Origin of the sequence: Leptothermofonsia sp. ETS-13 (genome assembly GCF_049200465.1) — a bacterium.
Lineage (GTDB): Bacteria > Cyanobacteriota > Cyanobacteriia > Leptolyngbyales > Leptolyngbyaceae > Leptothermofonsia.
Genome location: NZ_CP120836.1, coordinates 5,286,993 through 5,308,101 on the forward strand (window position 1 = coordinate 5,286,993; position 21,109 = coordinate 5,308,101).

The 21,109-nt window shown below is 50.8% G+C and carries 20 protein-coding genes; 10 read left to right on the forward strand and 10 right to left on the reverse strand.

The window, feature by feature from the left end:
* Positions 1-187: 187 nt before the first annotated feature.
* Positions 188-1,378, reverse strand: a complete 1,191-nt coding sequence (locus P4D80_RS24090) for a TRC40/GET3/ArsA family transport-energizing ATPase (protein ID WP_421656584.1) — start codon at positions 1,376-1,378, stop codon at positions 188-190.
* 361 nt (positions 1,379-1,739) lie between these two features.
* Positions 1,740-2,129, reverse strand: a complete 390-nt coding sequence (locus tag P4D80_RS24095; RefSeq protein ID WP_421656585.1) for a DUF2358 domain-containing protein — start codon at positions 2,127-2,129, stop codon at positions 1,740-1,742.
* A gap of 120 nt (positions 2,130-2,249) precedes the next feature.
* Between P4D80_RS24095 and P4D80_RS24100 the strand changes: the two genes are divergently transcribed.
* From P4D80_RS24100 to P4D80_RS24110, 3 genes are all read left to right on the forward strand, one after another.
* On the forward strand, positions 2,250-3,455 hold the full coding sequence (locus tag P4D80_RS24100; RefSeq protein ID WP_421656586.1) for a class I SAM-dependent methyltransferase: 1,206 nt from the start codon (positions 2,250-2,252) through the stop codon (positions 3,453-3,455).
* 444 nt (positions 3,456-3,899) lie between these two features.
* Positions 3,900-4,502 (forward strand): precorrin-6Y C5,15-methyltransferase subunit CbiT, encoded by a 603-nt coding sequence (cbiT, locus tag P4D80_RS24105; RefSeq protein WP_421656587.1) that lies wholly within the window; start codon positions 3,900-3,902, stop codon positions 4,500-4,502.
* A gap of 510 nt (positions 4,503-5,012) precedes the next feature.
* Positions 5,013-5,882, forward strand: coding sequence for a phosphatidate cytidylyltransferase (locus P4D80_RS24110; protein ID WP_421656588.1), 870 nt, complete (start codon positions 5,013-5,015; stop codon positions 5,880-5,882).
* A 74-nt stretch (positions 5,883-5,956) separates the two neighbouring features.
* Here P4D80_RS24110 and P4D80_RS24115 read toward each other — a convergent pair whose 3' ends face one another.
* Positions 5,957-6,784, reverse strand: coding sequence for a DUF2993 domain-containing protein (locus P4D80_RS24115; protein ID WP_421656589.1), 828 nt, complete (start codon positions 6,782-6,784; stop codon positions 5,957-5,959).
* Positions 6,785-7,197: 413 nt separating this feature from the next.
* Here P4D80_RS24115 and P4D80_RS24120 point away from each other — a divergent pair, with 413 nt between their 5' ends.
* Complete coding sequence (locus tag P4D80_RS24120) at positions 7,198-8,433, forward strand: DUF4912 domain-containing protein (protein ID WP_421656590.1); 1,236 nt, start codon at positions 7,198-7,200, stop codon at positions 8,431-8,433.
* A gap of 321 nt (positions 8,434-8,754) precedes the next feature.
* Here P4D80_RS24120 and P4D80_RS24125 read toward each other — a convergent pair whose 3' ends face one another.
* From P4D80_RS24125 to P4D80_RS24140, 4 genes are all read right to left on the reverse strand, one after another.
* The gene (locus P4D80_RS24125; RefSeq protein WP_421659597.1) at positions 8,755-8,955 is read right to left on the reverse strand and encodes a TPR end-of-group domain-containing protein; all 201 of its coding nucleotides are present in this window, start codon (positions 8,953-8,955) and stop codon (positions 8,755-8,757) included.
* 45 nt (positions 8,956-9,000) lie between these two features.
* On the reverse strand, positions 9,001-9,132 hold the full coding sequence (locus tag P4D80_RS24130; RefSeq protein WP_421656591.1) for a hypothetical protein: 132 nt from the start codon (positions 9,130-9,132) through the stop codon (positions 9,001-9,003).
* Positions 9,133-9,196: 64 nt separating this feature from the next.
* The gene (locus P4D80_RS24135; protein WP_421656592.1) at positions 9,197-9,349 is read right to left on the reverse strand and encodes a hypothetical protein; all 153 of its coding nucleotides are present in this window, start codon (positions 9,347-9,349) and stop codon (positions 9,197-9,199) included.
* A complete protein-coding gene (locus P4D80_RS24140; protein WP_421656593.1) occupies positions 9,291-10,682 on the reverse strand; it encodes an aminotransferase class I/II-fold pyridoxal phosphate-dependent enzyme in 1,392 nt (463 codons plus the stop codon). The genes P4D80_RS24135 and P4D80_RS24140 overlap by 59 nt, the downstream gene beginning before the upstream one ends.
* 199 nt (positions 10,683-10,881) lie before the next feature.
* On the opposite strand from P4D80_RS24140, the gene P4D80_RS24145 reads away from it, so the two are divergent.
* The 3 genes from P4D80_RS24145 to P4D80_RS24155 all read left to right on the forward strand — a co-directional run bounded on the left by P4D80_RS24145 (position 10,882) and on the right by P4D80_RS24155 (position 13,606).
* On the forward strand, positions 10,882-11,256 hold the full coding sequence (locus tag P4D80_RS24145) for a hypothetical protein (protein ID WP_421656594.1): 375 nt from the start codon (positions 10,882-10,884) through the stop codon (positions 11,254-11,256).
* 588 nt (positions 11,257-11,844) lie between these two features.
* Entirely contained in the window at positions 11,845-12,936 is a 1,092-nt protein-coding gene (gene ychF / locus P4D80_RS24150; protein WP_421656595.1) for a redox-regulated ATPase YchF, read from the forward strand.
* Positions 12,937-13,186: 250 nt separating this feature from the next.
* The gene (locus P4D80_RS24155; protein ID WP_421656596.1) at positions 13,187-13,606 is read left to right on the forward strand and encodes a GNAT family N-acetyltransferase; all 420 of its coding nucleotides are present in this window, start codon (positions 13,187-13,189) and stop codon (positions 13,604-13,606) included.
* Here P4D80_RS24155 and P4D80_RS24160 read toward each other — a convergent pair.
* Positions 13,603-14,421 (reverse strand): ABC transporter permease, encoded by an 819-nt coding sequence (locus tag P4D80_RS24160; RefSeq protein WP_421656597.1) that lies wholly within the window; start codon positions 14,419-14,421, stop codon positions 13,603-13,605. The two genes, P4D80_RS24155 and P4D80_RS24160, sit on opposite strands and share 4 nt — an antisense overlap.
* A gap of 978 nt (positions 14,422-15,399) precedes the next feature.
* Between P4D80_RS24160 and P4D80_RS24165 the strand changes: the two genes are divergently transcribed.
* Together P4D80_RS24165 and P4D80_RS24170 are read left to right on the forward strand one after the other, a co-directional pair.
* Positions 15,400-16,137: a hypothetical protein gene (locus P4D80_RS24165; RefSeq protein ID WP_421656598.1), complete on the forward strand. Its 738-nt coding sequence runs from the start codon at positions 15,400-15,402 to the stop codon at positions 16,135-16,137.
* Between the two features lie 514 nt (positions 16,138-16,651).
* Positions 16,652-17,233 (forward strand): DUF3172 domain-containing protein, encoded by a 582-nt coding sequence (locus tag P4D80_RS24170; RefSeq protein WP_421656599.1) that lies wholly within the window; start codon positions 16,652-16,654, stop codon positions 17,231-17,233.
* A 388-nt stretch (positions 17,234-17,621) separates the two neighbouring features.
* Here the strand turns inward: P4D80_RS24170 and P4D80_RS24175 are convergent, their stop codons facing one another.
* Positions 17,622-19,088 carry an AMIN domain-containing protein gene (locus P4D80_RS24175; RefSeq protein ID WP_421656600.1) on the reverse strand — a complete coding sequence of 489 codons (1,467 nt, stop codon included), beginning with the start codon at positions 19,086-19,088 and terminating at the stop codon, positions 17,622-17,624.
* Positions 19,089-19,810: 722 nt separating this feature from the next.
* On the opposite strand from P4D80_RS24175, the gene larE reads away from it, so the two are divergent.
* On the forward strand, positions 19,811-20,638 hold the full coding sequence (larE, locus tag P4D80_RS24180; protein ID WP_421656601.1) for an ATP-dependent sacrificial sulfur transferase LarE: 828 nt from the start codon (positions 19,811-19,813) through the stop codon (positions 20,636-20,638).
* Between the two features lie 138 nt (positions 20,639-20,776).
* Here larE and P4D80_RS24185 read toward each other — a convergent pair whose 3' ends face one another.
* The gene (locus P4D80_RS24185) at positions 20,777-21,109 is read right to left on the reverse strand and encodes a TMEM14 family protein (RefSeq protein ID WP_421656602.1); all 333 of its coding nucleotides are present in this window, start codon (positions 21,107-21,109) and stop codon (positions 20,777-20,779) included.

The following is a 21,109-nucleotide window of genomic DNA, read 5'->3' on the forward strand; positions in this document are numbered from 1 at the left end:
TCACATAGGCTAACAAAAATGAGGGTTAGCAAATTTGTGGTTAATCCAGGCCACCGACCTGAAGGTAAGCGGTACGACAGGTTGACTGTTTTTTCGAGGGCGATGGGAGCAAGCAAGTCATTACTAATGCACTTCAAACCCTTCTGCCGGAGGAGCTTTTCTAATGGGAATAGAAACCGTCATAGGCTTATCCTATTGCTCCATTGGCAAAGCGAATCTTGAGATAGTCTTCTTCCATCTTGGCTCCAGTGGGTTGCAGGGCAGCCAGTGCTTGCGGTAGCACCAGATTGCGGCGATGGTTGCCAATGCGAATATTCAATTCATCACCAGTTTTGCTAAGTTCAATCTGATTTTTGGCAACTCCTGGCAGGTAAAGCTCCAGGCTGTAGTGCTGCTGCTCTTGCACTACCCGCAGCGTTGTTTCTTTGTAGTACACCTGGGAAGGGTCTTCACCATCGGTGTAAAGGGTTTCTTTCAGCCGATCTAACGCGTCCAGACCGCACATCTCCTCAGAATAGAGGGGTACTTCTTTGATCGGCAGCGGTGAGAAGTTATTGTAAATCTCTTGCTTGTGCTGCTTTTGCAATTCCTTCCAACGCTGGAAGAAGGGGTCGGTGACAGTATCGGGAATGATGCGATTGGCAATAACCAGGTCGGTTCCCACATTGTAAAGGCTGAGGTAAGCATGAGCCCGAAGGGATTCTTTGATCACCATTTTTTCCGGGTTCATGACGAGGCGCACAGAGGTTTGGGTTGGGTCAGTGAGGACTTTTTCCAGTGCTTCAATTTGCTCGTAGAACTCGTAGGGCGCGTCCATCACTTCTTTATCGGGCAGGGAGAAACCGGCGATCGGCTTGAAGATGGGTTCTACCAGAGGACGCAGGGCGACGGAAATCCCCTGAAATGGTTTGTAGAAGCGGCGCATGTACCAGCCACCAACTTCAGGAATGCTGAGCAGGCGGAGAGCCGTTCCGGTAGGGGCAGAGTCGATGATGAGAACATCGTACTCACCTTCATCGTAGTGGCGCTTCATTCGTACCAGGCCAAAAATTTCATCCATGCCAGGGAGGATGGCCAGCTCTTCTGCCTGGACGCCTTCTAAGCCGCGTGCTTGCAAAACTTGAGTGATGTAACGTTTGACCGCACCCCAGTTACCTTCTAGTTCCATGAGGGCGTCCAGTTCTGCTCCCCACAGGTTTGGGCGAACAGGTTGGGGATTGTGCCCCAGTTCCATATCAAAGCTATCTGCCAGAGAGTGGGCAGGATCTGTGCTCAGGACGAGGGTTTTGTAGCCAAGTTCAGCACAACGCAGTCCGGTGGCGGCAGCAACAGAGGTTTTACCAACGCCTCCCTTTCCCGTCATCAAAATAACGCGCATGAATCCCTTCCTGAGACTTAGTTACATTCTTTTACTTTATAAGTTTTTTAGGCTTATGAACGAGAGGGGAAGGGAGACGCCAGGAGGTAGGAGCCAGGAGGCAGAGACTAGTACAGCACGGCGGGAATACGGATACCATTCTGGCTCCCTCCGACTCCCCACTCCCAACCCAATGGTTACTGGACTTATGCCATTGTCCACCAGGGACTGGGGGCTGGGGGCCAGGGATCTGAATATTGGGACAACTCAGAACTTAAAACTCAAAACTCTGCTAGCCCCCAATCTCTAGCTCCTAGCCCCTTTTCCACCCCTGTAGGCTGTTGCCGGTTGTCTTCTCTATGTTGGAGGTAGGGGTTAGGCCCTAACTCCTTTGGCTGGTGGTGAAGTGTTGTTTAAGGACATCCAGGCGGGAGCAGTGCCAGTAATCGATGTGAGAAATAATTTTGCCTTCGGGATTGAGGGTGAGTTCACTCCAACCGCTGATGGAGATCGGTGGTTTCCAGGGAAGGGGAGTGTTCCAGCGTAAGGTCCAGTCAGTGCGGACGACGTTGCCATTCTGCTGAATCTGGTGGAGATCCATCTTACAGTTGAGGAAGAAGGTTTGGATGAAGCGAATCATTTTTTGGTAACGGCGGATGCCCCGAAATTCGTTCATCGGGTCTTTGAAGTAAACATCTTCAGCGTAGATGTGATAAGTCTGTTGGTCAGGAAATCGCTGATAGTCGTCTTTTAGAATTTGCAGAATATCCATTATTCAGATTAGGTAGTGACTTGTAAGTAGCTAGGCGCAATTACATTCAGGATAATTTCGGGGGTGGAGGGGGGGGCATTCCCTCCACCTTTTACAAATTAATGATGACTACCTGCCCCTATGAAATGTAAAATTTGTCAAGCGGATTCGTCTAAGTTTGGCTGTGCCAGGGTTCTTGGACGGTACAGTGTGGATTATTTTCAGTGTTCTGAGTGTGGATTAGTACAAACGGAGGAACCGTATTGGCTGGAGGAAGCCTATTTGGAGGCGATCGCTCCCAGCGATGTGGGCTTAGTCTTCAGGAATCAGTTATCTTCGGCGATCGCCAGCAACGTAATTTTTAATTTGTTCGATCATGAAAAAAACCTTTTAGATTATGGCGGCGGTTGCGGACTATTTGTTCGACTCATGCGGGATCTGGGATACGACTTTTACTGGCATGACAAATATTGCAAAAATCTCTTTGCCAAAGGTTTTGAAGCCGATTCAATTTCTCACCCCAGCTATGAATTGGTGACTGCCTTTGAAGTGTTTGAACACCTGGTGAACCCAATCGATGAAATCGGCTCTATTCTAAAGTCTTCTCAAAACATTCTGTTTAGTACAACGCTGTTGCCACCAGAGAGCCCAAAACTGGAAGATTGGAGCTATTACGCATTGCATGAAGGGCAGCATATAGTGATTTACACTATGCAGGCGCTTCGGGTGATTGCGAATCGATTTCAACTTCGCCTGTATTCTAATGGTTTCACAGTCCATCTGCTAACGGTAAAGGAAATTGATCCGGCTGTGTTTGATCAGTTGGTTTCCGTCCAGCGGCTGGATCAGCGGAAAGCTTCATTGTTGGAGTCAGACTACTACAAGATCGTCGATGCCCTGCTGCAACGTCAGGAGCAGATAAGTTCTTCCAACAGAGGCTGCAACGGCAGCCAACCGATCCTGTTGGTCGCTTTCCCAGATTGGGCTCAGCCAGAAGCGATTCTTCTCCCGATCCTGGAAAATACGTTTAAGGCGGTACTGCAACGGGCAGGCAATGCCCGAATTGCGTTGTCTTTCTATGCCGGGAGGCTATCTCCTGTAGTGCTGGAAGAGGCGGAGCTTTTACTATCCAGTGCGGTGATGCAGAGTTTGATGCAAGATGAAATCGAAGTGCCAGATGGGCTGGAGGTTTCCTTAATCAGTGAATTAGATAGCCGATGGTCTGAACGGAGCTGGTGCCGATTATCGCTTGATTGTGAAGATGAGGCTGCGATCGCCATCGCCAGCCAACCGGGTATCCCCGTGATTTCCTGGGAAGCTTTGGCAGCCGGTGAGCACTGCTGGTAAAAATACCCAACCTGTTTTACCTCCGCCACCAATTCTTGCTACACCTCTGCTTCGCCATCGATGGGACAGGGATTGGAAGAGTGGGGCAATCGGGGTGTTTCTGTAAAATTTTCCCAGCGATTGGAATGCTATAACGATAGCCACCAGGCTGAGGACGGGGTGCAGAGGGAGAACCCCTAACTGGGGTGCAGCCCCACCCCCCTTTAAAACCAATGCCCTTAGCAACGCTGCAACCTAGCGACAGCTATAACTATGAATTCCAAGAAGCCAACGTTTAACCAGAGAATTAAATGATTGCCATAGTATGAATGCATTCATCTCTTTACCGAGTCCCCTGGCTTATATCCTGCTTTCAGCCCTGGAAGACCAAACGGCGGTTCACTCTTACCAGTTACCGGTAGACGAATTTGTACTCTTCTCTTTTACCCCACGCTTCTTCCTCCCATGCCTTCTCCTCTCTGGTCTTATGTTACACCCGGTATTCCTGATGACCTGTTTGAACGATTGCCTGGAATTCCTATGAGCCCGCGAGAAGTGAGGCTTTTGTTGATTTCTGCCCTGCGGCTGAAGGTGGATTCCGTTCTTTGGGATATTGGAGCGGGAACCGGAACCATTCCAGTGGAAGCGGGTTTACTCTGTCCTCAGGGGCGTATTGTTGCGATTGAGCGAGATGAGGAGGTTGCTAGTCTGATTCGGCGAAATTGCGATCGCTTCGGCGTCACAAATGTGGAAATTATTGAAGGCAGCGCACCGGAGTGTCTGGCTAATCTGAGCCATCCTCCCCAGCGGGTTTGTATTGAAGGTGGGCGATCGATTAAAGCGATTTTGAAAGAAGTTTGGCGTCACCTGGAGCCGAAAGGACGCATTGTCGCAACGGCAGCCAGTTTAGAAGGTCTCTACCAGGTTTCAGAAAGTTTTGCCGAACTTCAGGTTCGTAATATTGAAGTGGTACAGTCTGCGGTGAACCGATTGGAGAAACGGGGGACGAATCAGACGTTTGCGGCGATCGATCCAATCTTTGTTCTCAGCGGAGAAAAGCTAGACTAATCCCATTTTAATAATAGAGCTACAGATTCGGTTAAAGTGATCCAAAGGATTCTTAACCTTCTTAATCTTTAGCTAACCTGGTGAGTAGGTAGTCATAAATTAATTGGTAAAAGTGGGGAGTGGGGGCGCGATCCCTAAGCAGGGGGTGAAACTCCCTTCATCCCCAAAACTATCCTTAATTTAATTGCGCCTAGCTACTTAGTTGACAAGAAGGCTCTCCCGGAAATTTGATGATAGGCTGCGCTTATCACTAAATCAAAGTCAATATCCAGAGGTTTTGTTTAGGGTGAAAGGGTAGCATCAGCGGCTTTCCACCGGCAAGCCAGGAGAACTACCAACAAGAGGTCAGTCTTTGGTGATGTCACTCTGAGACCGTAGTCATAGCGCTGAGATGAGGCAATTGATTAAGCAGGGTATGTCTAAAGCAACAGCAGTAACGAGGATTCAATCATGAATCTTCTAAACACAACGTTGGAATAGTTTGGGACAATTGTTAAGAAAAACAGTCCTATGCCCTGGTCTCGTGTCATTAGTGGAGTCATTGCGATCGCCCTTGCCCTAGCGATGATTGTCTTGGGGGGATGGTACTTCACCGTTGGGTTTGGCGTCATCATTTACCTGGGTCAGCTAGAGTATTTTCAACTCACTAGAGCCAAAGGAATTGCGCCTGCTGCAAAAACAACTCTGGCCGTAAGCCAGGCGCTGTTGGTGGTCTCTAACCTCTCTCCCACCCTAGCGGATGCTATCTTTCCAGTTGCCGGAACATTTATCTGCTTCTATCTCCTGTTTCAGCCCAAGTTTGCCACTATTGCCGATATTTCTGCCTCTATCATGGGCCTGTTCTATGGGGGGTATTTACCAAGCTACTGGGTGCGGTTGCGATCGCTGGGGCAGGCAGATGTCAGCAACATTCCCCTGAATGGCTTTTTTCCCCAATCGTTTGACCTGAGCAGCCTGCCCACCGGGTTAACTCATACCTTGCTTGCCTTTAGCTGCATTTGGGCCGCAGATATTGGAGCCTACGTCTTCGGCAAGTCCTTTGGGCGTACTCGCCTCTCCAATATTAGCCCCAAGAAAACCGTGGAAGGAGCCGTTTTTGGAGTCACCGCCAGCATTGCTGTTGCGATCGCAGGTTCATGGTTCTTAGGCTGGGCAGGGTTCCCCGTTACTGGAGCTGCCCTCGGTTTGCTGATCGGGATTGCCAGCCTTCTGGGTGATTTAACTGAATCGATGATGAAACGCGACGCCGGAGTCAAAGATTCTGGGCAACTTATCCCCGGCCATGGCGGCATTCTTGACCGGGCAGATAGTTACGTCTTTACAGCCCCGCTCGTATATTACTTTGTGACACTGCTGCTGCCGTTGATTAGTAGAGGGTGATGGAGTGATAGGGGGGAGGAGTTTTGAGTTGCCACTTCCCACTCCCTACTCCCTCACACCTGATCCCTACTCCTCTACTCCTCTGGTGTCACCATAATCTGTCCGCGGCAGCGAATTTGCCCGGCTTCCAGGATCAATTCTTCCAGGTAAACGGTAGAACCCAGATCAAAGGTGACTCCCTCTAGACGATCAAGTGAAACTCCTTTGTCAGCTCCCAGGTGAGGGAGGCGTTCGGGATAGCAGAGTTGGAGCTGGTTGCCATTTACCACATTGAATCCAGTACGAAGCATTATATTGACTGGACGGGCATTGGCGGCTGCCAGCGTCGCTGAAATCGTCAGTCGATCGGGTTCAAGTACAATGCGGGGAACCTGAAGACTGACTTCTCTGGGCAATCGCTGTGCCCATGCATTGCTTTCATCCAATCCCAACTTGAGCAGAATGAGCAAAAATTCCGCCATACCATTTGCCAGCAAGGGCGACTGGAGCGAAGCATTCAGATCTGCTTGAAGCCACAGCACCTGACCTACAATTGGAAACGGTTCCATGAGCCGTAGCGGTTGTCGCCGCCGGATCACCTGCCCCAGATTGGTGCGAATCCCCTGACCCACAATGCGGACCTGACTCAGGCAAAGCCCTTTATACACGGCTTTGCGAGCGGAAACGGTGACCTGCTTGATACAGCCAGAGAGAAGCTGGCGATCGCCCGCCTCGATTGAAAATTGCAAGTCTTCTGCCCGCTCCAGCAAGGTTCGCAGGAATAACCGTACCGCAGGCGACAGAACAGTACTGATAATTCGGCTTTGCTTAAGACCAGAAGTTTCTAAGCCTGGGTCAGTAGCCAGCTCTTTACCGTCATCTGAGGGGGAGACCGATTCCCCCGAATCCATTTCTGAACGCATTTAGGGGCACCAAGAGGAAAGAGGGAAGACTGGGTAGCCTGTCTTAGAGCAATGCATCGGTACACCGAGTATATCGAAGGAAGACCCCTTTCCCATGCCTTTCAGTTCCCAAAATGGAAATTTGGGATCAATGGTTGATAACCCCTAACATTTAGTGATCCCTTATCTGTCAAATGTCATGAAATCTTGATATTTCGATCCCTAACAAGCCTGGAAATATGTATATATGCCTAAAATTGTACGTTTCAGCCCTTGACCAACCTCCTTGTTTCCGGCACCATGAACTTAACCAAGGTGATCCCAGACGTTCTTAACGGACCGCCAGGTGATCCCAAAGACATATTGAAATGAACAGTTGAGACCCCAGATTGATTACTGCGAGTGAATTAGACGAAGTTCGGAGAGTAAGTGACATGTCAAAAGAACGTCCCCCCCTAGATGAGATGACCCTGCGGCAACTCCGTAGAGTTGCCAGCGAGTATGGGGTATCGCGCTATAGCCGGATGCGCAAGGATCAGCTTCTGGCAGCAATTCAAGAAATTCAGCGGAGCCAGGGTGTTCCAACCTCTTCTCGTAGTCTTGAAGCCCAGGAAAAAATAGAAGCTGCCAAATTTGATGTAGGGCAGGAAGACTCTAGTGGAGGGTTGCTGGCTAAGGTAGATGAGGGGTTGCCTGATTTACCTGACGGTTATGGTGAAAGCCGAATTGTGTTGATGCCCCGCGATCCTCAGTGGGCTTACGCTTACTGGGATATTCCTGGTGATAGTAAGGAGAATTTGCGTCGGCAGGGTGGAATCCAACTGGCTCTGCGTCTATACGATGTAACGGATGTTGACCTGTCCTGTCAAAGTCCCCATAGTATTCAGGAATACCCCTGTGATGAGTTGGCGCGGGAGTGGTATCTGCCAATCCCAGTGAGCGATCGCGACTACGTGATTGATATTGGCTACCGTGCCTATGATGGACGCTGGCTCCTGCTCGCTCGCTCTGCCCCAGTCCGCATTCCTCCTGTCTATCCCTCGGATTGGATTGAGGACTACTTCCTGACAATTAATTGGGAAGAGGATCTGCGCGGCAAGACCTTTGCCACTCTGGTTCCGCCCAGTAAGCGGATGGCAGCCACCAGCAACGCTATTTACGACCAGATTTTTGGCATGGCCCAGTCTGCGGAGGCTCAGCGTGTCGCTGGTTCGATGTTTGGTTCAATGCAGCACGTCCCTGGTTCTGTCTTTGGCTCAATGCAGATGGTTTCGGAGCAGGCACTCAGTTCTTACGTCTTCCCCTCTGGCGTTGGCATGTGGGCAGTCCCCACTATGTCGGGACTCACCATGTCTGGGGTTGGATTCTCGGCATCGGTACCAACCATGCGCCCGCGCAAGTTCTGGCTTATTGCCGATGCTGAACTGATTGTTTACGGAGCAACAGAGCCCGACGCAACTGTCACGATTGGAGGACGGCCCATCAAGCTCAATTCTGATGGTACTTTCCGCTTCCAGATGTCTTTCCAGGATGGAATGATTGACTTCCCTATTCTGGCAGTAGCAGCCGATGGCGAACAGAACCGTGCAATTCACATGACCTTCACCCGCGAAACCCCTGAACGGCGAACCAACACTAGGGAGGAAGCGGTTGAAGAGTGGTTGGCATAAGGCTGTAACCAATTCAAGGTTTCCCTTTGACAACCCCCTGAAATCCCTTAACATTTGTTGAGGGATTATTTTTGGAGTGGGGAGGGGGAAGAGGTAGATGAGTGGATGGGTAGATGGGTATTCCTCCCCTCCTCCTCCCTTTCCCCTTGAATTCCGAACTCAAAGCCCAGAACTATAAAAGCCCAGAACTATAGCGATCCTGTCGCTGTCGCCAGGTTGCTTAGGACATTGGCTTTAAAGGGGGGTTGGGGCGGTACCCCCAGTCAGGGGTTCCACCCCTGCACCCCGTCCTAAAACCTATCCACCCCTTCACCTTACCCCTCACCCTTCGGCCAGTTCCCGAAATCGAGAATCCTGGCGCAGTGCATCTAGAAAGGAGTCTTTTCTGGCGTATTCTCGGAGTTCGGGTTTAAGGCAGAATGCAGTTTGCAGGAGTTGGACTGCCTGGTCGTTTCGGGTTTGCAGGACGTAACAGCAAGCCTGGTTGTACCAGGTATCGGCATGGTCTGGGTGGAGCTGGATGGCCTGATTCTAGGCAGCGATCGCTTCTTCGTACAGGTTTAGATTTTACAGGACATTTCTCTGATTAAGCTGTGCCTGGTGAGTGCCTTGCTGAAACAGAGCGTTGTAGTAGTTGGGCCTGAGTTGAAGGGCGCGATCTGTAGATAGATTTTGCTTTTCTTTAAGAAATCCATCCATCGGTGGTATTCCAGATAAGTTGTTTCTGTTTACGGAGACATTACCCGTGAATCTTTATAGACAATCAACCACTTGCAGCGTTTCCAGTTGAGGATCTGCACATCCACTGATGATTCCACCTGCTGTTAGGATTTGTTTTAGATAGGCGATCGCCCCCTTCAGTAACGACCTCTCCCGGCAGCAGTAGCGGAATTCCCGGAGGATAGGGACAGACCACCTCGGCACTGATGTGGTTCAGAGCTTGAGCCAGGGGAAGGGTTTTGGTAGGGGCAAAGAAGGCGGCGCGAGGGGTCAGGGGAGAGGAGGGAGGAGAGAGGAGGGAGTGGGATATCTTTTCGCTCTCTAAATCTTGATTCTCTATATCTTGATTTTTTGATTTCCGATGCCAGCCTTTTGAAGGCTGAAATTAACTGTTCAACATCTTCTTCTCTATTCCCAGGACTGAAGATGAAGGTCAGGTGTTGAAGGGAGGGAAGTTCACAGGTGACACCGAACTGCTGGTGCAGGATTTCGTCTGCGGTGAAGCCGTTGATGCCCAACCCAGAGACGGTGACGGTCAGGCGGGTGCGATCGCTCGTCACCCATCCCGGAGTTGTTGCCTGGGCTGGGTTAAGAGTGGAGAGTCCGGGAATCTGGTTAATTTCACATTGTGCGTCGTCTGCAAGCGCCAGAGTTTGTTCCAGCAATTCTCTTCCCTGGGTTGCCATCTGATGCCGCGCCCCATCCAGAGAAGCCAGCAGCAGATAGTTTGGGCTGGTAGATTGCACCAGCGCCAGGGATTTTGTGAGGCGATCGCGGTCAACCCGGTTTCCCTGTACGTGCAACATAGCCGCCTGAGTCAGAGCAGACAGTGTTTTGTGAATCGACTGCACACTGAGATCGGCTCCGGCGGCGAGGGCGGGTGTTGGCAATTGGGGATGGAAGGCAAAGTGGGCTCCGTGGGCTTCATCCACCAGAAGAGGAATAGCGTGTTGGTGACAGAGATGAGCGATCGCCGCCACATCTCCACCAATACCGTAATAGGTGGGATAGACCATCATTACTGCTTTGGCATCGGGATGCTCGGCTAATGCTTCGGCCACGGCTGCGGGCGTAATACTATGGGCAATACCCAGTACCGGGTCATACTCTGGCTGAACAAATACAGGAATTGCTCCCGCCAAAATCAGTCCTGAAATCGCTGACTGATGGACATTTCGGGGCAGAATGATTTTTTCTCCAGGATGGCACGTTGCCAGGATGGCTGCAATTACACCACTGGTAGACCCGTTTGCTAAGAACCAGGTTTGTTCTGCCCCAAAGGCTTCGGCTGCAAGCTCCTGGGCAGCCTGGATTACTCCTTGAGGCGCAAACAAGTTATCCAGTTCTGGTAATTCTGGCAGGTCTGCTTGAAGAGTCTGGTAGCCCAGCAGAGTCTGCAATGATTCGGGAGCTCCCCTTCCCCGCTTGTGCCCTGGTGTGTGAAAGGCGGCATAATTACTTCGATGGGCACAAGCCTGGAGGGTGGAGAGTAGGGGGGTTTGGGTCTGGTCGAGCGATCGCCGGTTCACTGTGTTACTGTGATGATTCTGTCTGGTCGAAGTTCTCAGCTAGTGGGCGATGTCAGTTTTTTTCGGCTTCTCCTGCAGTGGATTTGATGAACTCTTGAAAAAAGCAAGTTGTGCGATCGTTGCTACCGTTACAGCGGTTACTGGATCTGTCATCATCGTGTCCGATATTTTTCCTCTGTTCTAGCTTGATACTCATCCAGTGACAAGAAAAACGGACAGTGTGAGCAATAGCTCGCAACATTGCCACTCAAAAACGGCTCTATTCCTTTTCCAAACAGAAAAGGTGCCATTCAACCCAGGAATACTGAGGTTTGAAACTGGAACGTCCCTGGTTGAAACGAGAACGTTCCAACTAAAAGCAAGGAATGGGTTGTTGAAAGGTTTAACGTTGGAGTTCAAATTAAGAACATTGCCACTTAAAACAAGAAATGGGTTGTTTAAAGTGGAAAGCTTGCAACTTAAAACAGGAGCGATCGCTCTTAAAGCGAGAAAGTTGCTGTTTAAAGCAGAAAGCTTGAGACTTGAAACAGAAGCGATTGCCCCTGAAACAGGAATCTTGCCATACAGAACGTGAGCGATCGCTCCTGAAAAACCTGTTGAAATCCCCGCCCCCCCAATTCCCACTCCTTCTCCCGATCGAGCTCCCACTCCGGAGCCCGTTCCCACACTCATTCCCCAACCTGTTCCTGGACCAGAACCAGAACCCATTCCCTTCCCCCACTGGAGCCCGTTCCTGATCCTTTCCTCAGCTGGTTCCGGCACCCATTCCACAAACGGTGCCATAGGGATTTGACAACCCTGCCAGTAATTCGAGAACCCCGACTTCTAAGTTAAAGCCCAGCACTCTGGCTAAAACCAATGAAGAAGTCGGGGTTCTCTTTAAGGGATCTGTCCGACATCGTGAAACTTTACAATAGAGTTCGGTCAGGCTTTACTGATCGAAAGCATCGAAAGGCGCAATCCAGATCCCCGACTTCTTTGTCAAAGCCTAATCCTATAGCGATCCTTTTTGAAATTTGAACAGAGTGCAGGGGTTTCATCCCTGCGTGGGGCCGCCCCCCTTATTCACAAACTATTTGTGAACGCTATCGCTAAGACAGATAAAGATGTTGAGGATCTCCTAGACAGCGCACTCCTGTTCCATCTAAAACCGAAATCTAAAATGCTGAGAGCTGGGATTGTTGGGCTGCCCAACGTGGGAAAATCAACGCTATTCAATGCGGTCGTAGCCAATGCTAAGGCCCAGGCGGCTAACTTTCCCTTTTGCACAATTGAACCCAACGTGGGTGTGGTTGCCGTTCCTGATGAGCGATTGCAAGTGCTGGCAAAGATCTCCGATTCGGCAGAAATCATCCCAGCGCGGATGGAGTTTGTCGATATTGCCGGGTTAGTGAAGGGAGCCAGTAAGGGCGAAGGGTTGGGCAATCAATTTTTGGCGAATATTCGAGAAGTGGATGCGATCGTCCATGTCGTTCGCTGCTTTGAAAATGACGATATCATTCACGTCGCTGGTTCTGTTGACCCGGTGCGAGATATTGAAGTCATTAATCTGGAACTGGCCCTGGCAGACCTGGGACAGATCGAAAAACGGATTGATCGCGCCCGCAAACAGGCCCGTGGCAACAAGGAACTTCAGGTGGAAGTGGACGCCCTGGAGAAATTACTGCCCGTACTGAACGAAGGAAAACCCGCCCGCCTGGTAACGCTGAACGAAGAGGAAGAGTTGGCTGTGAAACCCCTGGGGCTACTCACCCGCAAACCGATTATCTATGCCGCCAACGTGTCTGAAGAGGACCTGGCCAGCGGCAACGCCTGGGTTGAGCAGGTACGCGAAATTGCCGCCCAGGAAAATGCCCAGGTGGTAGTAATTTCTGCCCAGGTCGAGTCGGAATTGATTGACTTGCCAGAAGAAGAGCGGGCAGAATTTCTGGAATCCCTGGGCGTCAAAGAGGGTGGGCTGAAATCACTGATTCAAGCCACCTATGCTCTTTTAGGGCTGCGTACCTACTTCACCACTGGACCCAAAGAAACTCGCGCCTGGACAATTAAGGCAGGTATGCTGGCTCCCCAGGCAGCAGGCGTGATTCACTCCGACTTTGAGCGGGGTTTCATTCGGGCTGAAACCGTTGCCTACAAAGATCTGGTTGCCGCTGGGTCAATGAACGCTGCTAAGGAAAAGGGGCTGGTTCGCAGTGAAGGAAAGGAATACTTGGTCCAGGAAGGCGACGTGATGCTGTTTCGATTTAACGTGTAGGTAGCTAGTAGTCTGTCAAGACTGTTTTGATGGATTGAAAACCCTCAAAACACCTGAGAATTAGGTTTTGTAGGTTTGAGTTATCCCTTAAATCTATCCTGACGGACTACTAGGCGCAATTAATACGGACTACTAGGCGCAATTAATAAGGGTAATTTCGGGAGTGGAGGGGGTGAAACCCCTGCCTGAAGGCGCAGCCCCCACTTCCCCCCCTCTACAAATTAATGATGACTACCTACTTAGGAATGAGATGCCCTATCAAATCGTTTCAGAACTGACGGATGCGCAAGTTGCAGAGTTAGTCGAGCTTTATCACAATGAATTTTGGAGTCAGCAACGGCAGCTTGAAGATGTCCTGCGGATGTTGAATGCAACCAATCTGATAGTTGGCATTGTGGATGAGCAGGATCACCTGATTGGTTTCACCCGTATTCTGACAGACTTTGTCTATCGGGCGTTGATTTTTGATGTGATTGTCAAACCCAGCCATCGGGGCCAGGGGTTAGGAACTCTGTTAATCGATACGGTGGTCAATCATCCCAAATTACAGGCGGTTGAATATCTTGGCCTCTGTTGCTTACCGGAAATGATTCCGTTCTACAACCGCTGGGGCTTTAGCGAGAGTGCGGATGGAATCCGGCTTCTGTTTCGAGCCCATGCCAGCCCCTAATCCTGCTGGTGAGAAAACTGGTAAGCCCCGATCGCAGACAGCAGGACTGCGATCGCCAGCAAAATTGGAATCGAGTACCAGGGAAACTGGGACAGAGACAGGTAAGCCGCCGCCCGCAGTCCAATGCTCGTGTAGGTGAGGGGCAACAGGTAAACAATTACCTTCAGCGGCAGTGGCAAGGTTGCCGGGTCAAAGAATGTTGCGCCCAGAAAAGACATGGGCACAATCACAAAGTTGTTGTAAATGCCTACACTTTCCAGCGACTTGACGTTCAGCCCCACAATCACACCTAGGCCAGCAAAAACAGCACAGTTCAATACCAGCATCAGCAGAAACAGCGGATTCAAAAAGCTGCCAATCCGACCCGTAAACAGGATGGCGACCAGAATCACCGATCCAGAGGTAAGCAATCCCCGCACAATCCCTGCCATCATTTTGCCCAGGTGCAGCGCCAGGGGATGAACCGGAACCAGCATCAGTTCTTCAAAGGTTTTGGTGAACAGGCGATCGCCACAGATGGAAAAGGTCGTTCCGCCAAAGCTGATCACCATCGACGATAGCGCCACCATTCCTGGCAGAATGAACTGTAAATAGCTATCTCCAGCAGAGGGTTTCACCGCCTGATCCAGGGCACTCCCCAACCCCAGCCCAAACCCGACTATGTAAATCAGAGGTGAAACCAATCCCGATGCGACCACCTGGGTAATGCGGACTCGCAGATCCAGCCAGTCGCCCCAAAAGACGGTGAGACAGTCACCCCAGAGAGTCTGGAGCATCGATGGTTGATAGCGATTTAAGGAAGAATAGGTGCTCACGGTGCAACATAACTTTAACTGTTTCCCCTATTCTGGTTGAGGTAGTCTTGAATAACAAGGGGGATAGCGATCGCCATTTCCTGTAGATCCGTTTTATGGAACGGAAGTGAGAGTAGGGAGTAGATGGCGATCGCCATCCCCATAAACGTTCAATGAAACTTCCCTACAGGCAGAGAAAACTTTTCTGAAACGTGATCAACCAGTGCTTTTTCGATCCCTGCTTCTGGATATAGAGTACCCATCTCAGCAGAGCTGTGGAAAAAGCTGTGGAAAACACTGAGCTATTTCTATCTATCCGCCAAATTTGAGCAAGAAGTTCAGAAAATTCCACAGAGTTAGAAGCCTGACCGATGCAACGTGAGAATACTCAGTATCAAAAAACACCCGTAAGTTCCGATCTTTGTAAAGTTTTAAAGATCTTTCGCAAGACTTTCCTGTCATGACTTCTCTTTCCAGAAAAAACACTCAGAGCCCCAAAAAATCAACGGTGTAACCAGTCGGAAGGTAACTAAGAAAACGATGCTCCGCACTGTTACCAATCTGGTACAGTGCCTCCTTCTACAGCGAGTGTTAGATGTATAAGCCGAGCTCAGAGGGTGCCCCACATCAACAAGCGGCTTTGCAGAAAGTGACCCGCTGTAGCTTTCTCCTGGCAAGAGAAAGTCGGAGTAAGAACGCTTAGCAGTGAGACACAACTAATCCTGGATCAATATGGAGTTCTATCTTGCCCGCCTTCGGGATTTTATAGCGATAGCCACCAGGCTGAGGACGGGGTGCAGGGGGGAACCCCTGGCTGGGGGCAAAGTCCCCCCACATCCTTAAACATGTCCTAAGCAACCTGGCGACAGCTAGAGATAGAAGCCTTTCATGCTGAATCCTGTCTGACGCTACAGGCTCGGGTCTGTTAGTCCCTTCTGGCCTGGAAACCCCTGCGGTTTTGTAGGCTGCATGCGCTATCACGCTTCAGGAGAAAAACACATGAAACTTGCACGGTGCCTTCTTACGGCAGCGGCAGCAACGGCTGCGCTTCAAGGAATGACTTCTATGCCAGCTCAGGCGGCAAATATTTTTGGCACTTCTGGCATTCAATTTGATGCGGACACTATTGTTGACTTTGGCTTTGCATTTTCTAATAACCAATTTCGTTCAACCCTATACGTCGCCGAGCAGCAGGGGGCGTCTACCACTCGTGTCGCTACACTTTTTGAGGAAACCCGGCGGTCGAATAATGAAACTACGCCTCCCAACTGGCTAGCCACCTGCGGTGCTGGTGGTGCGGTCGCGAACTGTTCGAGTCAGTTCACCTTCCGGGCGGGGGTTCTTTATACTCTAGAACTCTTCAGTGTTGCCCTTGAGGAGCCAGTCAACGGACCTCGTGTTCCCAGCATGTTTTCGACCAGCGCTCTGAATGGGGGAACGCAACGAGTTCTGTTTGGCTCACTGGGTTCAGCCGGGGAGGGAGTCCCCTTTCCTGACCCTGGAAACTTTACCTCGGCCAATCCGTTTGCAGGAATTGTTGCCCTCGCCTTTGAGGATGGAGCTTACCGAACCGAGCCTGAAGACTTTGACTTCAATGATTTTTATGTCTTTGCATCTGCCACATTGGCACCGGCCAGACCAGTCCCCACTCCTTCTGTGATGGGTGGGCTGATGCTGGTTGGGGCGATCGCTTATTTCAATCACCGCCGCCAAATTGCCCAGAAACAAAAGATCTGATTTCTGATTCTGATTTCTGGTTCAGAATACTGGTGCTAAGGGTTGTGGATTGAATAACTTCGGTTCTCAGAGGCTCTTCCAGGTTATTTAATTCTTGTTCCTGAGCAAGTCCCAGGTGGCAACGGGTCACCTGGGACCTGTTCTAGCTGTAGCCACCAGGCTTCGCCCCCACACCCCCTTAAAGCCAATGTCCTAAGCAACCTGGCGACAGCTGTCCTTTAGCCATCCTTCACTTTGCCGAATTGCGATGGAATTGGGCATGATGGTAATTTAAGCAGGGCTCCGTCTCTGTCAGGCTGCTCTCAAAATTTAGCGGCATACTGGGAGAAGGAGCAGGTTAGCCTCCTGTGTTATAGCCCTTTTCAAGGGAGCGAGGCATGGTGAGGGTGCTCTGCACCCCACTGTACCTTACACTCCCGTACCTCATTCAAATGAAAACCGCTATAACAGTTGAAAACTAGCATTTGGGCGATCGCAAACATCCCCTATTTCCCGAAACGTCAGACAGGCAACTATGAAACGCAAATCCCGGTCTTCCAGTTATAACTACGACAAAGACTTTGATCATTACGATTCTCAGGACACCGCCTCCAAACGGAAATCGTCGAAACCCTCTCTGTTAACTGCGACATCGCTGGCAATCCTGGCAGGGGTTTTTATCCTGGGAATCGGTGTTGGGATGGGCTTTAGCTCGGTTGCCACGACGGGCGGAACTGGCAAGATTGTGACCCAGGGTGCGCTGGATGCGCAAGCTCCCAATGCTGAACTTTGTGTTCAATTTGGGGCAAGTGCGATCGCAATGGATACCCGCGTATTCGTTACCTTAAACCCGCTCAACGTTTTCGTTTCTCAGCCAACCACACGTCCTGGATGCGTTTTACGCCACAACAACTTTGCTGTTTTAGAGCAGCGGGGACTGGTGAATTCAGAGCAAGTGCGGTCCTGCCGTCAGCGAATGAACACCTTTGGCTTCACCGGCACCCTCGAAAGTTCACCTCAGATTGACTGTGTTTATCAGAACGATGCCGCGAAAAACCTATTCCTGAAAGATTCAGGAGCCGGAACGGTTGCCAAGCCAGAAAATGAGAGGTTTTAATACGGGTGCATCTCGCCATTGAGAGAGTCTACTCTGGTTATGAAGCTCCGGTTACGAAGCTCTCGGTTACGAAGCTCCGGCTTTGTAACCCTGCTATCGAAGATCTGGCTTCTCTGAACCAACACAGGAAGCAGGAACTTCTAACTGACATAGCCAGGCGGGAGTCTGGCCATGAGATATAGCGGTAGTCATTGTGGTTAGGACGGGGTGCAGAGGTGGAACCCCTGGCTGGGGGTGAAGCCCCCACTCCCTCTTCTAATTCCAATGTCCTAATGCACCCGCGTAGAGCTATAATGGCCAAAATTTGACGGGCCGAAGATCCGCAAAATTCAACCTTACTCAACAACTTCACCGTTCACAACAAACACTGCCTCAACAAATAGCTGCCTCAGGGGTTGGTCAATCCAGTAGGTAACGGTTGACCAAACTCAATGATTTGGGGCGGATTGGCAATCCCCGAAGAGTTTGGAGAGGGCGCGTTATCGGGATTTTGTCTAAAAACAGAGGAAGAAGGCATGCCAGGCTGTGGACCAGGAAAATTGATTGCGGCAGATGAAGGGGTTGAAAGGGGAGGCACGTTAAATGCTGGAGGGTAAGCCCCTGTAGGTAAAGGACTGCTAATGGTCGGAGGCAAACTCGGCGACAGTTGAGGAACACTCACTGTTGGAGGAGTTAAGGGGACGACCGAAGACGGTAAATCATTCGCCGCAGAAGGTGCCACGATCGCTGGTCGAGAAGGAACATCTGGCGTAAAAGATGGTGCATCCAGTGGAATGGAAGGTGCGCTCTGAGCTGGCTGGGGCAGAATTTGAGGTGCAGCGGAAGGCGGAAATGGGGTTTGTTCAGCAGGAGCAGTCTCTAGAGGAGGCAGAGGAGGAACAGTGATGGTGGGAGCAGTATCTGGCGGCACCGAGACAATTGTTGTGGGAATATCCAATGTTGTGGAAATATCCAGCGGTGCAGAAGCGTTTGTGGCTGGCGGGGCAGCAGAGTTAGCGGTGAGAGGAGAGGGGGTGGAATTGGGAGGAGGAACGGCGATCGCTATCCCTGCGGCATTGGCTGTAAAACCATCTTCGCTCTCATTGGTAGGAGCCTGATGATTCGCAGAAGGTTTAGAATCGGGGGATGGTTTCTGGCTGGCTTGTGGGTGGGTCTGACTTCCCGAAGTTTTCACAACTGAAGATGGACGACGAATCGCTGCATTGTTAGTGTTCACCGAGGGTGGTGGAAACAGGACAGTCGAGGTTGAGTTCGTGAGCGGAATGGCTGGAACAACGGTGGATGCCGCCGGAGATGGGGTGGCTGAGGTTGAAGTTGGGTGTGGGCTGTGGGCTGTGGTTGGGGAGACAGGAGAAGGGGTGGGTTTTGCAGAATAAGTCGATGGGCTGGGTTTTGGAGATGTGACGGCGGAGGTGTTTTTGGCGGGAGGAACCGGACTATTACGAGCCAGTGGAGGTTTAGAAGTAGCTCCAGCAATCAACGGTTGCAAAATCCAGCGGGAATTTCCCGACACTTTTTCAAGCTTTACCTGTCCAGGAGCGAGAGATACATCCGGTGAAAGTTCAATGACAATCCGCGCCAAACCCGGTTTGAACTGAGAGACTCGAATGCTGCGAACCGCGCCGGAATAGGTTTCCTGTGTCATGACTTCGCCAACAGAAGTATCGGGCAGATCAACCACAATGCGGGCGGGTTGCGCCATCAGGAAGTAGCGGGGTGTGGTACCGTCCTTGACCGTGAGTTCTAGCTGGTTGGCCGTTGGGTCATACCTCCACTGAGTCAGGGAAGCCGCTTGAGCAAAAGCGATCGCCCCCAAAACCAGGCCAGCCATCACCGTTCCACCGAATCCAGCCATAACTACCCCCCTGCCAGACATTTGGCCCAGGTAGGCTAAGAAAGGTGCAGACTGGGATGTTGATTCAAATTTTTGGCTTTGCATGGCTCTGTGTTGAACGCTTCGTCATCACTTGTCAAGTACACCCGGATATGAACTCATTATCTGGGGATAATATCCCAAACCTCATCAATAATGTCACTAGATATAGAGTTTGAACGAAAAATACAGAAAAATTCTGATTTTAGCTATGAATGCAGGAGCCAAAGGAGGAGGGTGTTGCTGAAAAGCAGTATGAATCGCAACGAAGTTTCGAGCATGCAGCACCTATTTCATACCCAAATTCAGCAACGCCAAGGAGGAGAGAGGAGAGGTTCAGTTGATTGGTTGTTGGTTGTTGTTGTTTAGAGAGGGGAAAGAAGAAAGAAGCCAGGAGGCAGGAGTTAGGGGTCAGGCATTGGGGACTGGGGGCCAGGGCTCAGGTTGGAGCAATTCAGAAGAGGGGATTCTAGAAACGGGGCTCTGACTCCTCGAAACCCTGATTCCTTCGACCCCCTTTCCAGGATTGCCATAAAAAAATTGACAAACCCATTCAGAACTCAAAACTCATCCACCCTCCACTCTCCCACTCCATCCCCCATCCCCCCTCTACTCCCTCCTAACTGAAACTCCCCAAAAACGCTAAATTGGACAGGTGGTCTGGTTTATCTCCAGGTTCATGGCTACTGGAAATGATAGAAGCGATGTGGCAAGAGAAGCTTAAACGATTGAAAGCCCTGTTTATTGAGATGGAACGGGCGTTGATTGCCTATTCGGGTGGCATTGATAGTACGCTGGTGGCGAAGGTTGCCTTCGATGTGCTGGGCGATCGCGCCTTAGCCATTACCGCTGTTTCTCCTTCCCTATTGCCAGAAGATCTGGAGGAAGCCTGCATTCAGGCAGCGGAAATGGGTATCGCCCATGAACTAGTTGAAACCCATGAATTGGAAAACCCGAACTATGCGGCGAATCCAGTCAATCGCTGCTACTTCTGCAAGAGTGAGTTGCACGATAGGCTAAGGCCTCTGGCATTAGAGCGGGGCTATCCCTACGTGGTCGATGGTATCAATGCCGATGATTTGAAGGATTACCGACCCGGCATTCAGGCAGCGAAGGAACGGGGTGCGCGATCGCCTCTGGCAGAAGTAGGGATTAGCAAAGCTGAAGTACGGGAAATTGCCCGCCACCTGGGGCTTTCCTGCTGGGACAAACCGGCCCAACCCTGCCTCAGTTCGCGCTTTCCCTATGGCGAAGAAATTACTGTTGCCAAGCTGCAGCGGGTGGGAAGAGCCGAAGCCTATTTGCGCCGAATGGGTTTGAGGACCTATCGAGTTCGCTCAGAAGGCGATACCGCCCGCATTGAGCTACCGCCAGAGCAAATCAAAGAATTTGTGCTGACCACCGATTTGCCAACACTTGTCAGCGCTTTTCAATCCTTCGGCTTTCTCTACGTCACCCTCGATTTAGAAGGATTCAGCAGTGGAAAGCTAAATCGAGTCCTTCAATTTGCTTCCGTTAACCAGACGGGCTGATAGCAAGTGGGAAGTTGTTGGTTGTTAGAGAGGGGTGAGGAGTTTTGAGTTGTCCCCAATACCTGATTCCTGGCTTCTGGCCCCCAGCCCCGATTGCCTGCCTCCTGCCTCCCCACACTGCCTTACCACGAGAAGTTCCTAAGCATTTGCTCCTCTTGCCAGAAACCATCCTGCAAGGAAAGCAATACTGGCAAGTAGACTGAGGATTGCCATCAAACCTGCGGGCATGAACTTACCGGTTTTACGAAATCGGTCAATGAAGGTAATCAGCAGCCCCAGCGCAATTAGGGCTGCCAGGAAAAGTCCGAACGTCAGGTTCTGCAGAGCAATGTACCAGGCGATCGCTAGTGCCACTCCGCTACCCACTCCAGAAATCAGCGATGCTTTGCTCTGAGCTTTGACGTAACCCACGATGCCGCCAGCCAAAACCAGCAGTGCATAGAGCAGAATCAACCAAATAAGGGATATCAA

Excerpts from the sequence above, each read along its gene's own strand:
- P4D80_RS24090 (WP_421656584.1), bottom strand. The coding sequence starts at position 1,378 with ATGCGCGTTATTTTGATGACGGGAAAGGGAGGCGTTGGTAAAACCTCT.
- P4D80_RS24095 (WP_421656585.1), bottom strand. The coding sequence starts at position 2,129 with ATGGATATTCTGCAAATTCTAAAAGACGACTATCAGCGATTTCCTGAC.
- P4D80_RS24100 (WP_421656586.1), top strand. The coding sequence starts at position 2,250 with ATGAAATGTAAAATTTGTCAAGCGGATTCGTCTAAGTTTGGCTGTGCC.
- cbiT (WP_421656587.1), top strand. The coding sequence starts at position 3,900 with ATGCCTTCTCCTCTCTGGTCTTATGTTACACCCGGTATTCCTGATGAC.
- P4D80_RS24110 (WP_421656588.1), top strand. The coding sequence starts at position 5,013 with ATGCCCTGGTCTCGTGTCATTAGTGGAGTCATTGCGATCGCCCTTGCC.
- P4D80_RS24115 (WP_421656589.1), bottom strand. The coding sequence starts at position 6,784 with ATGCGTTCAGAAATGGATTCGGGGGAATCGGTCTCCCCCTCAGATGAC.
- P4D80_RS24120 (WP_421656590.1), top strand. The coding sequence starts at position 7,198 with ATGTCAAAAGAACGTCCCCCCCTAGATGAGATGACCCTGCGGCAACTC.
- P4D80_RS24130 (WP_421656591.1), bottom strand. The coding sequence starts at position 9,132 with ATGGATGGATTTCTTAAAGAAAAGCAAAATCTATCTACAGATCGCGCC.
- ychF (WP_421656595.1), top strand. The coding sequence starts at position 11,845 with ATGCTGAGAGCTGGGATTGTTGGGCTGCCCAACGTGGGAAAATCAACG.
- P4D80_RS24155 (WP_421656596.1), top strand. The coding sequence starts at position 13,187 with ATGCCCTATCAAATCGTTTCAGAACTGACGGATGCGCAAGTTGCAGAG.
- P4D80_RS24165 (WP_421656598.1), top strand. The coding sequence starts at position 15,400 with ATGAAACTTGCACGGTGCCTTCTTACGGCAGCGGCAGCAACGGCTGCG.
- P4D80_RS24170 (WP_421656599.1), top strand. The coding sequence starts at position 16,652 with ATGAAACGCAAATCCCGGTCTTCCAGTTATAACTACGACAAAGACTTT.
- P4D80_RS24175 (WP_421656600.1), bottom strand. The coding sequence starts at position 19,088 with ATGGCTGGATTCGGTGGAACGGTGATGGCTGGCCTGGTTTTGGGGGCG.
- larE (WP_421656601.1), top strand. The coding sequence starts at position 19,811 with ATGTGGCAAGAGAAGCTTAAACGATTGAAAGCCCTGTTTATTGAGATG.